We start from the raw sequence: 13,780 nt of genomic DNA, 5'->3' as shown, positions 1-13,780 counted from the left end.
GATCGAGAAAGAGAGGGAGAAAAAAGAAAGAGCGTGGAGATGGAAGCGCGTGAACGATGAGTGGATTTAACGCAGCCCGTCTTCACCCTTGATTTCACTGGCCTGCAGCCCGCCGATACGGGGCAGCGGACGGCCGCTGTCGGTGACGGCCACGGCCACCACGATCTCGTTGGCGCGCGGCGCGTCGGACACGCGGGCCTCGATGGCGTCGAAGTGGCTGCGCACGAACGCGGCGTCCTTGTGGCCGAGCGGCACGTCGATGGCCGTGCCCAGCGTGCCCCGCTTCTTGGCCGAAGGCACGAGCGCCGCACCCTTTTCAACGGCCACGCGCAACGGCGCGCCGAGCTTGGGGTGCAGGATGGCGGCCGCATGCTCGAGCTCGCCGTTCTCGCCGACGATGGCGGCCTTGCCGTAGCTCTGCGCCTGGCCGGGCTCGATGCCGAGTGCCTTCACGGCCTTCTGGCCCAGCAGCGCGCCGAGCTCTTCGCCGATGGCGATCAGCTCGTCGAGGTTCTCGCTGAAGCGGCCCGCATAAGGGTTCTCGATCACGGCGATGGCCACCGCGCGGCGCGTGGGCGGCGTGATGTCGCGGCCCATTTCCTTGCGGGTTTCGTCGACCTGGATGACGAGCTTGCGGATGTTGGCGGTCATGTCTTGTGTTCCTTCTTGTCTCTGTAGGGCCGGCTCAGCGCAGGCCGTCCCATTTGCTGATGTCCTTGGCGAGCAGCCCGCCCACGCGTGCATGCACCCGGTAGCCGGTGCTCATGGCCAGGATGAAGACGATCTCGTCGGCGGCCGGCGCGCCGGGCACGCGCACTTCGATGGCATCGAACTGGCCGCGCACGTAGCTGGCGTTGATGTTGGTGAGCGGCACGTCGAGCGCGGCGCCGGGCGGACCGACCTTCTTGGTCGAGGGCACGATGGACAGCGCGTTGCCGGGCTGGCCGGTTTTTTCTTCGCCCTTGCCCGCGGTGTAGGCGGCGCGGCTTCCCTTCCAGCCGAGCAGTTCGCGCATGGCATAGCCGCCGGGCACGTGCCAGAGCGCACAGTGCTCCAGTTCGCCGCCGGCACCGACGATGGCGCCCTTGCCATAGGTGGCAATCTGCTCGAGCGGCACGTCCATGGCGGCGTGCAGCCTGTGCGCCATGTCGACGCCCACCGGGTCGAGCAGCGCCATCATTGGCAGGATGTCGGGCTCGTAGCGGCCCGCGAACGGATTGGTCAGCACCGCGCCGATGGCACCGCGCACCAACGGTGTGTCGGCGCGCGGGCCGAACTCGTGGTGGATGTGCTCGACATGGGTGAAGACGCGGCGTATATCGATCATGAAAAAGAACCTTGCTTTTCGTTAAGCAAATACTGAACCAACTGCATCGGGACGCGCTGTCGGCAGCGCCTTCGAGCATAAGGGTTCAATAAGTCGCCACTGCCCCTGGCAAACGAGCAGGGCGGCCCAGACGAGCCCCCCCTTCTGCAGCACCTTGGCGCAGATGGCCCCCGTATCGAGGGCGCTTTTCACCTGCGAAGGCGCCAGCGGCGGCACGTCGACCGTGACCGGGATGTCGCCCAGATCGCTATCGTCCTTGCATTCGTTCGCCGGGCGCCGTTGGATGGCGGCATCGTCCACGTCGACAGCGTTGGCAATCACGGTGGCGGCGGCGTCGGCCTGCGCGGCGGTGGCGGCGAGAACCGTCACGCTGTCGGCAATGCCCAGCGAGAAGCTGCGCCCGCGCCAGCCGCTGGTGGCCACGCCCCGCACCGGCTGCTCGGCCTTGATTTCGAACTGGCCGTCGGTGGTGAGGATGCCGCCTTCACCATCGACATGCTTGCGCCAGTCGAAGCGCGCCAGGTCGGCGTACACACCCACGCGCGCCGACTGGCCCGGCGCGAGGTGCAGCGCGATGTCGCCACCGTTGTTGATCCAGGCACGCTCGATGCCGGGGCGGTCGTAGAACGCAATGAGTTCCTCGGCCACGGACCCGGCCACGGCCGCCATGGGCGTGATGAACATCGGCGAGAACGCGGCGCACGCGTTCCACATGCGTCTGGCGACCACGCCCCGCGGGCGGATGTTGTCGCTCGCGGGCAGGCGCAGCAGCGGCAGCTCGCGCACCAGCTCGTCGAGCACGTGAACGAAGCGTGCCCATGCCGCGTCATGCGCGGCGGCGACGGCGTAGGGGTCGCCGTACGCCTCGGCCACGATGTCGATCGGACCATGGTTGAAGTGCCAGCGGTTCTTGTCGAGCGCGGCGCGTTGGGCGGTCATGGGTCAGCCCAGCATGGGGGCATGGCCGAGCGGCCACGGGTTGGCTGCGTCCATCGCGAGCCACTGGCGCGCCAGCGGTGCGCCGTCTTCCTGCCACGCACCGCGCGCGAGCGCCTGTTCGAGCGAGAAGATGTGTTCCATGTGGCCGCCGAGCGCTGCGTAGTCGTCCCGCCGCATGCTGAACTCGATGGGCGCCACGATGGCCGGCGTGGGCACGGTGCCAAAGCTGTTGTCGGGCATGCGCATGACGTCCGCCATTACGGTAATGCCGCCGCCGGGCCACACATAGGCCGGCGCGCCGCCGCAGGTGACGTTGACGAGCGCGCGCTTGATGGCGCGCGTCAGCAGCACGGGGTTCTCGGTCACGCCCGCGCGCAGGCTGCCGCCCGCGCCGCCGAGGAACAGCACGGTGCACAGCGACGGTTCGCAGTTCTCGCCGATGCGCTCGACGATGCGCTTCACCTCGGCGGGCATCTCCTGTTCGACGGGCTTCAGCGCCTCGTCGAGCACGTACCACTGCGCATGCTCGCCGGTGGTCGATGTCATCAGGAGGCGCAGGCCCGGGCGCGCAACGCCCTCTTCCCAGCCTTCGATGATCGAGAGCGGATCGGCGATGTCGGTGCCGCCCCAGCCGTTGCCCGGGTTCGCCACCTGGAAGTAACGCCCCGGCGTGGACTTGCGCCCCAGCATCTGGATGCCCGAAGGCGCCATGTCGAGGCAGCGACCGGCCTGGTGCTCGGTGAGCACGCCGGTGATGTGGTCGTCGACCACCACCACCTCATCGGCCACGCCCGCGAACTGGCGCGCGAAGATGCCGACCGCCGCCGAGCCGCAGCCCACGCGCATGCGCTGCTCTTCCACCCCGTTGACGATGGGCGCCTTGCCGGCCTGGATGACGAGGGTGGAGCCGCCGTCGATGGTGCACTCCACCGCCTTCTTGTTGCCCAGCAGCTGCATCAGCTCGGCCGTCATGCGGCCTTCCTTCTTGCTGCCGCCGGTGAGGTGGTGCACGCCGCCGAGCGAGAGCATCTGCGATCCATATTCGGCCGTGGTGACGTGGCCGACCACTTCGCCGCGGTAGCGCACGTTGGCCTGTTCGGAACCCAGGAAGCGGTCGGTGTCGATCTTCACCTTGAAGCTGCAGTAGCTGAAGATGCCCTCGGTGACGACGGTGACCATGTCGACGCCCTGGGCTTTCGAGGCCACGATGAAGGGGGCCGGCTTGTAGTCGGGATAGGTGGTGGACGAGCCCACGCCGGTGACGAAGACTTCGTCGGCGCGCAGCAGGTCGCCGTTCCAGTCGGGGGTGCCCGCCTCGGCGGCCTCTGTCTTTTCGGCGGCCGGCCGGTCGAAGGGCACCAGCGTGGGCGCTTCGCTCGCGATCTCGCGGCGCAGCAGCACCACGGGGTCGACGCGCACCAGCACGCCCTCCCGGTTGGCATAGCGGTCGCAGGCGCCGGTGCGGCCGTCGGAGATCTGGCACAGCACCGGGCAGGCGTTGCACTCGACCTTGGCGGTGCTCATGCGCTCGTTGCGCGGCGGCGCCTTGCCGAAGGCGCTGCCGCCGGCTTCGGCGACCACCGGCATGTCCATGCCGGGCATTCCGTCTGTCTTGGTGTGTTCGGTCATCGGGGCGATCTCGTGGGCAGTGTGTGCAGGGGGCCAGTCGTTGCGGTGGGGTTTGCAACAAACGTGCCGTCTGCCCGCTTGTGCGCCGTGTTCCGTTTGTGTAGCATTCCCTACACGTTCATGTTGCGTTCACTACATTCGCGGTCAATGTAGCAAACAGGCCCGATGCTTGCAATGGTGTTTTCTCGCGGTGTTCATCGGGGTTTTTCCGACCAACGACAATGGAGGGTTCGGAGCCGGCCGACGGCTTGCGCCCCAAAGGCGTGCATTTCGGCTCAGCCACCTTCCCCAGTTACCAACCAACTCTTGAGTTCCGTATGAGTGCATTCAGCGAAGAACGCGTCCTGAGCGTCCACCACTGGACCGACCGCCTGTTCACCTTCACCACCACGCGCGATCCGGCGCTGCGTTTTTCGAACGGCCATTTCACGATGATCGGCCTGAAGGTGAACAACAAGCCCCTGTTGCGCGCCTACAGCATCGTGAGCCCCAACTACGAGGAGCATCTCGAGTTCCTGAGCATCAAGGTGGAAGAAGGCCCGCTCACCTCGAAGCTGCAGCACATCCAGGTGGGCGACACCATCATCGTTGGCCGCAAGCCCACCGGCACGCTGCTCATCGACTACACGCTGCCGGGCAAGCGCCTGTACCTGTTCGGCACGGGCACGGGCCTCGCACCGTTCATGAGCATCATCCGCGACCCGGACACCTACGAGAAGTTCGAGCAGGTCATCCTGGTGCACGGCGTGCGCCAGGTCGACGAGCTGGCCTATCACGACCTCGTGATCGACCACCTGCCGAAGCACGAATTCCTCGGCGAGATGGTCGCCAAGCAGCTGCTCTACTACCCGACGGTCACGCGCGAAGAATTCCGCAACCAGGGCCGCATCACCGATCTGATCTCGACCAACAAGCTCACCGACGACCTCGGCCTGCCCCCGATCAACGCCGCGGAAGACCGCGTGATGCTGTGCGGCAGCCCCGGCCTGCTGGTCGACCTGAAGCACATCCTCGAGGCACGCGGCTTCAAGGAAGGCAACACGAGCACGCCGGGCGACTTCGTGGTCGAACGCGCCTTCGCCGAGAAGTAAGGCCCGAGACGCTGCGCGCACGATGGCCGACAGCCGCTCCATCCCAAAGCCCAAGCCCCAGCGCCGCACCGGCGTGCGCGAGGCGGCGGCGCAAGCCACGCGCGACAGCATCCTGAAGGCGGCGACCAAGGTATTCGCCAAGTACGGCTACGACGGCGGCAGCGTGGAGAAAATCTCCAAGGCCGCCAAGTCGTACGACCGGATGATCTACTACTACTTCGGCAGCAAGGAAGGCCTCTTCATCGCGGTGCTCGAAGGCATCTACCAGCGCATGGACGACGCCGAGGCCGCCATTGCGCTCGACGCCTCGCGGCCCGTGGAGGCGCTCACCGAAGTCATCCGCTTCGTGCTGGGCTACTACCGCAAGAACCCCGAGTTCGTCACGCTGCTGAACACCGAGAACCTGCACAAGGGGCGGCACATCTCGAAGTCGCTCAGGGCGCGCGAATACTCGTCGCGGGCGGTGGCCATCATCTCGGAGATCCTCGCGAGCGGCGCAGCCCAGGGCCTGTTCCGCAAAGATCTCGTGGCACGCGACATCTACCTGCTGATTGCGTCCACCGGCTACTTCTACACCTCCAACCGGCACACGCTGACCGCCTTCCTGGGCGAGCCGCTGGAGTCGCCGGAGGCGATCACGCACTGGGAAGACTTCGTGATCGAGACCGTGCTGCGCACCGTGCGCTCGGACGACATACAAGACAACACCCCACCCCACGAGGACACCACGAAATGGCAGAAATCGCAGCCGGCGCAAAGTCGGGCAAGGTCGTCATAAAGAACATCGGGCTGCTGCTCTCGGGCAACATCGACAAGCCCATTCTCGATGCCGACACCATCGTGGTGAACGACGGCCTGATCGTCGCGGTCGGCAAGGAAAAAGATTGCGACCTCGAAGGCGCGCAGACCGTCATCGACGCAAAGAAGACCTGCGTGGCGCCCGGCCTGATCGACAGCCACGTGCACCCGGTGTTCGGCGACTGGACACCGCGCCAGGGTCAGATCGGCTGGATCGACTCCACCATGCACGGCGGCGTGACCACGATGATTTCCGCGGGCGAGGTGCACCTGCCCGGCCGGCCCAAGGACATCGTGGGCCTGAAGGCACTGGCCATCACGGCGCAGCGCGCGTTCGACAACTTCCGCCCCGGCGGCGTGAAGGTGCTGGCGGGCGCGCCGGTCATCGAAAAGGGCATGGTCGAGAGCGACTTCAAGGAGCTTGCAGAAGCCGGCGTGGGCCTGCTCGGCGAAGTGGGCCTGGGCTCGGTGAAGGCCGGCTACGAGGCCAAGGAAATGGTGGCGTGGGCGCGCAAGTACGGCATCCAGAGCACCATTCACACGGGCGGCCCGTCGATCCCGGGCTCGGGCCTGATCGACAAGGACGTGGTGCTCGAGGCCGACGCGGACATCATCGGCCACATCAACGGCGGCCACACCTCGCTGCCCGAGGCGCATGTGTGCGAGCTGTGCGAGAAGAGCTCGCGCGCCATCGAGATCGTGCACAACGGCAACGAGAAGGTGGCCATTGCAGCGGCCAAGGCGGCGCTCGAACTCAAGTGCCCGCACCGCGTGATCCTCGGCACCGACGGGCCGGCCGGCTCGGGCGTGCAGCCGCTGGGCATCCTGCGCATGGTGGCCATGCTGTCGTCCATTGCGAACATTCCGGCCGAGCTGGTGTTCTGCTTTGCCACGGGCAACACGGCGAAGATCCGCAAGCTCAACTGCGGGCTGATCGAAGTGGGCCGCGATGCCGACTTCGTCTTCATGGACCGCGCGCAGCATTCGCCCGCGCCGGGCCTGCTCGAGAGCGTGCAGCTGGGCGACATCCCGGGCGTGGGCATGGTGATGATCGACGGCATCGTGCGTTGCGGCCGCAGCCGCAACACGCCGCCGGCGACCGAGATTCCGGTGGTGGTGTCGGGCGCGCACTGAGCGCCAGCGCTTTTCTTTCTCCTTCCCCCTCTGGGGGAAGGTCGGGATAGGGGCAGGCAGAGCGCCTGATGGATGCGCCGCGTGCCCCCACCCCAGCCCTCCCCCAGAGGGGGAGGGAGCAACACGGCTACTTCGCGCGAAACACCAGATAGCGCGCGGACAAGAAGTTCACGACAAGCCCCGCACAACTGCCCAAGGCCACGCCGGCCGCGGGCGCCCAGGGGCCCGTCACCCAATGCAGCACGAGTACATACGCGCCGTAATTGACGACCGCACCGCCCAGCATCGTCACCAGGTAGCCGAGGTACTCGCGCAGCACGGAGGCATTGGCGCTTCGGGCGTTGAAGGTGTAGCGGCGGTTCAATGCCCAGGTGGCCGTTGCGGCCGCCAGGAAAGACACCACCCGCGCCCCGTACCAGCCCAGCAGCGGTGCCATCAGATACAGCACGGTCACGTCGACCACGAAGCCGATCGCACCCACCACGGCGAACGACAGGAACTCCCGGCCGAGCTTCATTTCGCGGCGCAGTGGCGCACGCCCGGTGTCGCCAGGTAGCGCAGGCGCTTGGCCTCGCGGCGGCCGAGCCGGATGGCGTGCATCACGACGCCGCAAACCATCGACAGCATCGCGGCCAGCATGGCGCCGGTCGCCAGCACCGCCGTGGGGAGCCGGGGCACCAGGCCGGTGTTCATGTAAGTGAGCAGCAGCGGAATGACCAGCGCGATCGCGCCCGCCGCGAGCAGCATCGCAATGATCGAGAAGAACTGCAGCGGCCGTTCGCTGATGAACAGCTTGCAGATGGTCTTCAAGATGCGCCAGCCGTCACGGTAGGTCGAAAGCTTGCTGTGCGAACCCTCGGGCCGCGTGCTGTAGACAGTGTCGAGCTCGGCATAGGGCATGCGCAGTTCCAGCGCGTGCACCGTGAGCTCGGTCTCGATCTCGAAACCGTGCGAGAGTGCCGGAAACGACTTGGCATAGCGCCGCGAGAACACGCGGTAGCCCGAGAGCATGTCGGTCAGGCTGCCGCCAAACAGCTGCGCCACGGCGCCGGTGAGCAGCCGGTTGCCGAAGCGGTGGCCGGCGCGGTAGGTGAGCGCGTTCTGCCCGTCGTCGACGCGGCAACCCACCACCATGTCGAGGTTGCCCGCCACCAGTGCATCCACCAGGCGGCGCGCGCTGGCCACGTCGTAGGTAGCGTCTCCGTCGACGGTAACGTACACGTCGGCTTCGACATCGGCAAACATGCGCCGCACGACGTTGCCCTTGCCCGGTGCGGCCACGTGCGTCACGAATGCGCCGCTCGCACGCGCGATGGCCGCGGTGTCGTCGGTCGAGTTGTTGTCGAAGACGTGGATCTCGGCTTCGGGCAGCGCCGCACGAAACTGCGCGACCACTTGTGCAACGGACAGCGCCTCGTTGTAGCAGGGGATCACCGCCGCGATGCGCATCGGCGCGCGGGCTGCCGCGGATTGGTCGAAGTCGGTCATGGTGCAGGGGGAAGAATACGGTAGACCCGGCTGCCGTCTTTCTCGTACTGCAGGGTGAAATATTTGTCGAAGTCGGTTCGGCCGCTGAACACCGGCACCACCGCATCCGGAAGAACGACAGCCACGAAACCCAGGCCGCCGAGCTTGCGCGCCAGGTCTGCGCCGGACAAGCGCCCGAAGTCGGTGTAGCGCCATGGCCCGAGGGTGTCGCCCCAAATGGGGTTGGGGCCGTAGTAGATCGCCTCGTTCAGGTTGATCTGGTAGACGCGGCCGGTGGCCGTGCGGCGCAGGTAGTCCATCACCGCATAGCCCGGCACGTGCTGGCGCAGGAAGGCCTCGCGCTGCTCCTGTGTGGGCGAGATCATCGCGACCTTGGCAGCAGTCTGACGAACGGACACGGCAGCCAGCACGGCCAGCAGCAGCACGGCCACCCAGTCGCCGACAAGGCCGGCGCGGCCGGAAGAGGCTTCGACGGGTACAGCGACGGAGTCAGCGCCCTGCCCGGCCTTGAGGCCGAACAGGCGGCGCAAGCCCGTGGCGATCCAGCCGAACAGCACCTGCCAGCCGATCGCCGCCGTGAACGCGAGCAACGGAAACGAGGCCGTGAGGTAGCGCGGATAGCGCGAGGTCACCAGCCACACCGCCACGGAGTAGAAGCAGAACCAGCCCGCGGCGCGCACCGCGGCGGAGCGCTTCCACATGACGCTGAAGGGCACCAGCACCACCGACCAGATCAGCACGTTGGGGCGCGCGGCGTGGTCGCGCACGTCGGCCAGCTGCTGCACGTAGTCGGCCGGAATCCAGTCGGTAAAGCCGAACACGCGCGCGCCGATCGGGTTGAACGGGTCGCCGGTCATGACAGCGTTGCGCGCATACCAGTACACGCACGGAAGCAGGAAGCAGAGCAGCGCCAGCGCCCAGGCCTTGGGACGGCGCTCGTGCCAGACGACGAACAGCGCCACCAGCGGCAGGAAGGTGAGCGCCTGGTACTTCGAGCCCGCGGCCACGCCGAGGCAGAACGCCGCCACGCCGAGCCACCGCATGCCACCGTGCACCGGCTCCGATTCGCGCCACCACCACAGCGCCACGCATGCACTCAGCACGAAGAGCGCCACGCCCATGTCGATGAGCGCATTCGAATAGTCGCCGATGCCGAGCCAGATGGCCGCGCCGATGCAGGCGGTGAGCCGGTTGGCATGCTGCATGCCGAGGCGGAAGACCATCACCACCGACAGCGCCCCCGCCAGCGCATTGAGAAAGTGCGGCAGCACGTCGTCGCCCACCTGCAGCGCGGCGGCATAGAGCAGGTTGTAGTTGTATGGGAACCAGGGGTAGCGCAGCCACTCGTGGATGCCCAGGAAGCCCTGCTCCGCCACCTGCCGCGCATAGGGCAAGTGGTACATCAGTTCGTCGAAGGCGGCGGGCGGCGCGAGCGGTGCGACCAGCGCAGGCAACGCGACGAGGGCCAGTGCCATCGTCGCGATCTTGTCGGCGCGGGTCCACGGCGCCGCGGCGTTCGCCCCGGCGGCAGCTGCGCGAAGCGTGCGCAGCTCGCGCAGCCAGGGCCGCAGCTGCAGCGCGGCCGCCACCACGCCGGCGGCAATCAGCGCGACGGTGGCACCCACCTTGAAGGCACCGAAGATGGCCAGCGCCTGGAAGGCGCAGATGAAGAGGCCCACGCCCAGGGCCGCGGCCATGGCCGCTTCGAGCCAGGCATCCCGGCGCGTCGGCGGTGCGAGACGCGCGAGCAGCGCGCGTCCGAAACCCCAGCAGCCGACGACAAAGATCGCCAGTGCCGCGTAGTGCGCGGCGGCAAATATCAACTTCTGAATAACAACTCCCGGCGCCGGTCGGCCATGCCGGCCGGCAGGTTCAAAGGTTCGGCGCCAGCAGGCGCTCGAGATCGGATTCGCTCTCCTTGCGCCGCACCGCCTGGTCCTGCAATTGATCGTGCCCGATCTTGCCGACGTTGAAGTACGTCGACTCCGGGTGGCTCAGGTAGAAGCCGCTCACGCTGGCGGCGGGCATCATAGCGAGGCTTTCAGTCAGCGTCATGCCAATGTCCGCGCAACCCAGAAGGTCGAACATCGGGCCCTTCACGCTGTGGTCGGGGCAGGCCGGGTAGCCGGGCGCGGGACGGATGCCGCGGTATTTCTCCGCGATCATGTCTTCGTTGCTCAGGCCCTCGTCGGGCGCATAGCCCCAGAGGTCGGTACGCACGCGGTGGTGCAGCGCCTCCGCAAAGGCCTCGGCCAGCCGGTCGGCCAGCGCCTTCAGCATGATGGCGGAGTAGTCATCGAGGTCGTCGATGAAGTACTTCTCCTTCTTCTCGACGCCCAGGCCCGCGGTGACCGCGAACACGCCCACGTAGTCCGCGAGGCCGCTGTCTTTCGGCGCGACGAAGTCGGCCAGGCAGCGGCTGGGGCGCATCACACCGTCGATCACCTGCTTCTCGGTTTGCTGGCGCATGCCGTACCAGGTGAGCGCGACTTCGCTGCGCGTCTCGTCGGTGTAGAGCTCGATGTCGTCGTCGTTCACCGTGTTGGCGGGCCAGAAGCCGACCACGCCGCTGGCGCTGAGCCAGCGGCCTTCGATCAGGCGCTTGAGCATGCGCTGGCCGTCGGCGTACACACGCACGGCCTCGGTGCCGACGACTTCGTCTTTCAGGATGGCGGGGAACGGGCCCGCCAGGTCCCAGGTCTGGAAGAAGGGGCCCCAGTCGATGTACTTGGCGAGTTCGGTCAGGTCGAAGTTCTTGAACAGGCGCCGGCCGATGAACTTGGGCACCGGCGGCAGGTAGTTCGCAAAAGCGACCGGCGTCTTGTTGGCGCGCGCGCGGGCCAGGCTCCACATCGGCACCTGCTTCTTGTTGGCGTGCTGCGTGCGCACCTTCTCGTAGTCGGCGTTGATCTCGTCGATGTATGCGCTGGCCTGGTCGGACAAGAGGCTCTGCGCCACGCTCACGCTGCGGGAAGCGTCGGGCACGTAGACCACCGGGCCTTCATAGTGCGGCGCAATCTTGACGGCCGTGTGCACGCGGCTGGTGGTCGCGCCGCCGATGAGCAGCGGAATCTTCTTGATGCGGAAGTGGTCGTCCTTCTGCATCTCGCCGGCCACGTACTGCATTTCTTCCAGGCTCGGCGTGATGAGGCCCGAGAGGCCGACGATGTCCGCGCCCTCGACTTTCGCCTTGGCCAGGATCTCGTGGCACGGGACCATCACGCCCATGTTCACCACTTCGAAGTTGTTGCACTGGAGCACGACGGTGACGATGTTCTTGCCGATGTCGTGCACGTCGCCCTTCACGGTGGCGATGATGATCTTGCCCTTGGTGCGCACGTCGCGGCCCGCGGCCTCGTCCTGGCGCTTTTCTTCCTCGATGTACGGAATGAGGTGGGCCACGGCCGACTTCATCACGCGCGCCGACTTCACCACCTGCGGCAGGAACATCTTGCCCTGGCCGAACAGGTCGCCCACGATGTTCATGCCGGCCATCAGCGGGCCTTCGATCACGTGCAGCGGGCGGCCGCCCTTGGCGAGGATCTGCTGGTAGGCCTCTTCGGTGTCTTCGACGATGAAGTCGGTGATGCCGTGCACCATGGCGTGCGAGAGGCGCTGGTTGACGTGCACGGGGTTTTCCGGCGTGCCGCGCCATTCGAGCTTCTTGCTGTCGTCCTTGGCGCCGCTCTTGGCGGTTTCGGCCACTTCGACGAGGCGCTCTCCCGCAGTCATGACGGGCTCGCCTTCGGCGATCCGTGGCCGCCGGTTGAGCACCACGTCTTCCACGCGCTCGCGCAGGGTCGGCTCCAGGTCGTCGTACACGCCCACCATGCCGGCGTTGACGATGCCCATGTCCATGCCCGCCTGAATCGCGTGGTACAGGAACACGGTGTGGATGGCTTCGCGCACCGGGTCGTTGCCGCGGAAGCTGAAGCTCACGTTGCTCACGCCGCCCGACACCTTGGCGCCCGGCAGGTTCTCTTTGATCCAGCGCACCGCGTTGATGAAGTCGACCGCGTAGTTGTCGTGCTCCTCGATGCCGGTGGCAATCGCGAAGATGTTGGGGTCGAAGATGATGTCCTCGGGCGGAAAGCCCACTTCGTCCACCAGGATGCGGTAGGCGCGCTCGCAGATTTCGATCTTGCGCTCGTAGGTGTCGGCCTGGCCCTTCTCGTCGAAGGCCATGACCACGGCGGCGGCGCCGTAGCGCTTCACCAGCTTGGCCTCGTGCTTGAACTTGTCGACGCCTTCCTTCATGGAGATGGAGTTGACGATGCCCTTGCCCTGGATGCAGCGCAGGCCGGCCTCGATCACTTCCCACTTGGAGCTGTCGACCATCACCGGCACGCGCGCGATGTCGGGCTCGCTGGCAATCAGGTTCAGGAAGCGGACCATCGCGGCCTTGCTGTCGAGCATGGCCTCGTCCATGTTGATGTCGATGACCTGTGCGCCGTTCTCGACCTGCTGGCGTGCCACGGCCAGGGCCTCTTCGAACTGGCCGTTCAGGATCATCCGCGCGAAGGCCTTGGAGCCGGTGACGTTGGTGCGCTCGCCGATGTTGACGAACAGCGACCCGGAATCGATGGCCACCGGTTCGAGGCCGGACAACTTCATCGGGGGAACGGAGGGCGTGGACATGGAGCTCACCTGTGCAGGAAAAAACGTCAGGTGAGCGTCGTTTGCGGCTTGCGCCCCGGCTAACGGGGCGCCTTCCAAGCCTGACGGCGGGCCTCTTGATGTGGGCCGCCGCTGCAACGCTCCTTGGAAGGGAGCGCAATTTTACCGGCTGCGGCAAGGGCCGCGGCCGTTGGGGATGTTCAGGCCCCCTGCCCGGCCGCCCTGGCCGGCCTGATGGGTGCGGCCGAAGCCGGCAGGCCGAACACCCGGTCGAAGGCCCAGTTGAAGACGAAGGTGTAGACCAGGAAGAACACCACGAGCCCCAGGTCCATCACCAGCGCCTGCCACAGCGACACGCCCAGGCCCCAGGCGAACAGCGGCACCAGGAATGCGATCAGCCCGCCCTCGAAGCCGATGGCATGCGCAACGCGCCGGCGCACGCTGCGCCCGCGCACCGCCTGGCGCGACTCCCAGCGCTCGAACAGGGCGTTGAAGACCAGGTTCCAGATCACCGCGATGACCGAGGCGGCCACCGCCAGTACGCCGGAGTGGCCCAGCCCGGCGTCCGTCATCAGCGCCAGGCCGGCACTGGCGGCCACGATGGCAATCCCTTCGTAAAGGGTGATGTAGACGACGCGACGCTGAAACCCCTGCATGAATATTTCCTCTGGCAAATGAAGGTGATGGCTGGACTTTATTTGCCTCGTGCTGATATAAAAAGTTAAGTTATTTCAATTTAATTGATAGATCGGAGCGG

Annotated in this window: 12 protein-coding genes and 1 riboswitch; of the genes, 3 read left to right on the top strand and 9 right to left on the bottom strand. The window is 66.6% G+C overall.

Annotated elements, in window-relative coordinates; all coding sequences use genetic code 11:
* Positions 1-66: 66 nt before the first annotated feature.
* From ABIC94_RS02855 to ABIC94_RS02840, 4 genes are read right to left on the bottom strand one after another with little or no spacing between them, the layout of a single operon-like run.
* Positions 67-651, bottom strand: coding sequence for an amino acid synthesis family protein (locus ABIC94_RS02855; RefSeq protein WP_354371167.1), 585 nt, complete (start codon positions 649-651; stop codon positions 67-69).
* Between the two features lie 34 nt (positions 652-685).
* On the bottom strand, positions 686-1,327 hold the full coding sequence (locus tag ABIC94_RS02850; RefSeq protein WP_354371166.1) for an amino acid synthesis family protein: 642 nt from the start codon (positions 1,325-1,327) through the stop codon (positions 686-688).
* 21 nt (positions 1,328-1,348) lie between these two features.
* A complete protein-coding gene (locus ABIC94_RS02845) occupies positions 1,349-2,266 on the bottom strand; it encodes a UPF0280 family protein (RefSeq protein ID WP_354371165.1) in 918 nt (305 codons plus the stop codon).
* 3 nt (positions 2,267-2,269) lie between these two features.
* Positions 2,270-3,895, bottom strand: a complete 1,626-nt coding sequence (locus ABIC94_RS02840; RefSeq protein ID WP_354371164.1) for a 6-hydroxynicotinate reductase — start codon at positions 3,893-3,895, stop codon at positions 2,270-2,272.
* Between the two features lie 317 nt (positions 3,896-4,212).
* On the opposite strand from ABIC94_RS02840, the gene ABIC94_RS02835 reads away from it, so the two are divergent.
* From ABIC94_RS02835 to ABIC94_RS02825, 3 genes are read left to right on the top strand one after another with little or no spacing between them, the layout of a single operon-like run.
* Positions 4,213-4,986 carry a ferredoxin--NADP reductase gene (locus ABIC94_RS02835; protein ID WP_354371163.1) on the top strand — a complete coding sequence of 258 codons (774 nt, stop codon included), beginning with the start codon at positions 4,213-4,215 and terminating at the stop codon, positions 4,984-4,986.
* A gap of 22 nt (positions 4,987-5,008) precedes the next feature.
* Positions 5,009-5,764: a TetR family transcriptional regulator gene (locus tag ABIC94_RS02830; protein WP_354371162.1), complete on the top strand. Its 756-nt coding sequence runs from the start codon at positions 5,009-5,011 to the stop codon at positions 5,762-5,764.
* Entirely contained in the window at positions 5,719-6,918 is a 1,200-nt protein-coding gene (locus ABIC94_RS02825) for an amidohydrolase family protein (protein WP_354371161.1), read from the top strand. The genes ABIC94_RS02830 and ABIC94_RS02825 overlap by 46 nt, the downstream gene beginning before the upstream one ends.
* 127 nt (positions 6,919-7,045) lie before the next feature.
* Here the strand turns inward: ABIC94_RS02825 and ABIC94_RS02820 are convergent, their stop codons facing one another.
* The 5 genes from ABIC94_RS02820 to ABIC94_RS02800 form a co-directional block, all read right to left on the bottom strand.
* Entirely contained in the window at positions 7,046-7,435 is a 390-nt protein-coding gene (locus tag ABIC94_RS02820; protein ID WP_354371159.1) for a GtrA family protein, read from the bottom strand.
* Positions 7,432-8,406: a glycosyltransferase family 2 protein gene (locus ABIC94_RS02815; protein WP_354371158.1), complete on the bottom strand. Its 975-nt coding sequence runs from the start codon at positions 8,404-8,406 to the stop codon at positions 7,432-7,434. The genes ABIC94_RS02820 and ABIC94_RS02815 overlap by 4 nt, the downstream gene beginning before the upstream one ends.
* Positions 8,403-10,226 carry an ArnT family glycosyltransferase gene (locus ABIC94_RS02810; RefSeq protein WP_436317924.1) on the bottom strand — a complete coding sequence of 608 codons (1,824 nt, stop codon included), beginning with the start codon at positions 10,224-10,226 and terminating at the stop codon, positions 8,403-8,405. Before ABIC94_RS02810 ends, ABIC94_RS02815 begins: the two co-directional genes overlap by 4 nt.
* Positions 10,227-10,278: 52 nt before the next feature.
* Positions 10,279-13,044, bottom strand: coding sequence for a methionine synthase (metH, locus tag ABIC94_RS02805; RefSeq protein ID WP_354371156.1), 2,766 nt, complete (start codon positions 13,042-13,044; stop codon positions 10,279-10,281).
* Positions 13,045-13,069: 25 nt separating this feature from the next.
* Positions 13,070-13,175, bottom strand: a riboswitch (S-adenosyl-L-homocysteine riboswitch).
* 48 nt (positions 13,176-13,223) lie between these two features.
* Positions 13,224-13,679: a PACE efflux transporter gene (locus ABIC94_RS02800; protein WP_354371155.1), complete on the bottom strand. Its 456-nt coding sequence runs from the start codon at positions 13,677-13,679 to the stop codon at positions 13,224-13,226.
* Between the last annotated feature and the right edge of the window lie 101 nt (positions 13,680-13,780).

It is taken from the genome of Variovorax paradoxus (assembly GCF_040544635.1).
GTDB lineage: Bacteria > Pseudomonadota > Gammaproteobacteria > Burkholderiales > Burkholderiaceae_C > Variovorax > Variovorax paradoxus_R.
The sequence above is the reverse complement of the archived record's forward strand: the minus strand, read 5'-3'. Positions and strand labels throughout refer to the sequence as shown.

Excerpts from the sequence above, each read along its gene's own strand:
- ABIC94_RS02825 (WP_354371161.1), top strand. The coding sequence starts at position 5,719 with ATGGCAGAAATCGCAGCCGGCGCAAAGTCGGGCAAGGTCGTCATAAAG.
- ABIC94_RS02815 (WP_354371158.1), bottom strand. The coding sequence starts at position 8,406 with ATGACCGACTTCGACCAATCCGCGGCAGCCCGCGCGCCGATGCGCATC.
- ABIC94_RS02840 (WP_354371164.1), bottom strand. The coding sequence starts at position 3,895 with ATGACCGAACACACCAAGACAGACGGAATGCCCGGCATGGACATGCCG.
- ABIC94_RS02845 (WP_354371165.1), bottom strand. The coding sequence starts at position 2,266 with ATGACCGCCCAACGCGCCGCGCTCGACAAGAACCGCTGGCACTTCAAC.
- ABIC94_RS02855 (WP_354371167.1), bottom strand. The coding sequence starts at position 651 with ATGACCGCCAACATCCGCAAGCTCGTCATCCAGGTCGACGAAACCCGC.
- ABIC94_RS02800 (WP_354371155.1), bottom strand. The coding sequence starts at position 13,679 with ATGCAGGGGTTTCAGCGTCGCGTCGTCTACATCACCCTTTACGAAGGG.
- ABIC94_RS02835 (WP_354371163.1), top strand. The coding sequence starts at position 4,213 with ATGAGTGCATTCAGCGAAGAACGCGTCCTGAGCGTCCACCACTGGACC.
- ABIC94_RS02850 (WP_354371166.1), bottom strand. The coding sequence starts at position 1,327 with ATGATCGATATACGCCGCGTCTTCACCCATGTCGAGCACATCCACCAC.
- ABIC94_RS02820 (WP_354371159.1), bottom strand. The coding sequence starts at position 7,435 with ATGAAGCTCGGCCGGGAGTTCCTGTCGTTCGCCGTGGTGGGTGCGATC.
- ABIC94_RS02830 (WP_354371162.1), top strand. The coding sequence starts at position 5,009 with ATGGCCGACAGCCGCTCCATCCCAAAGCCCAAGCCCCAGCGCCGCACC.
- metH (WP_354371156.1), bottom strand. The coding sequence starts at position 13,044 with ATGTCCACGCCCTCCGTTCCCCCGATGAAGTTGTCCGGCCTCGAACCG.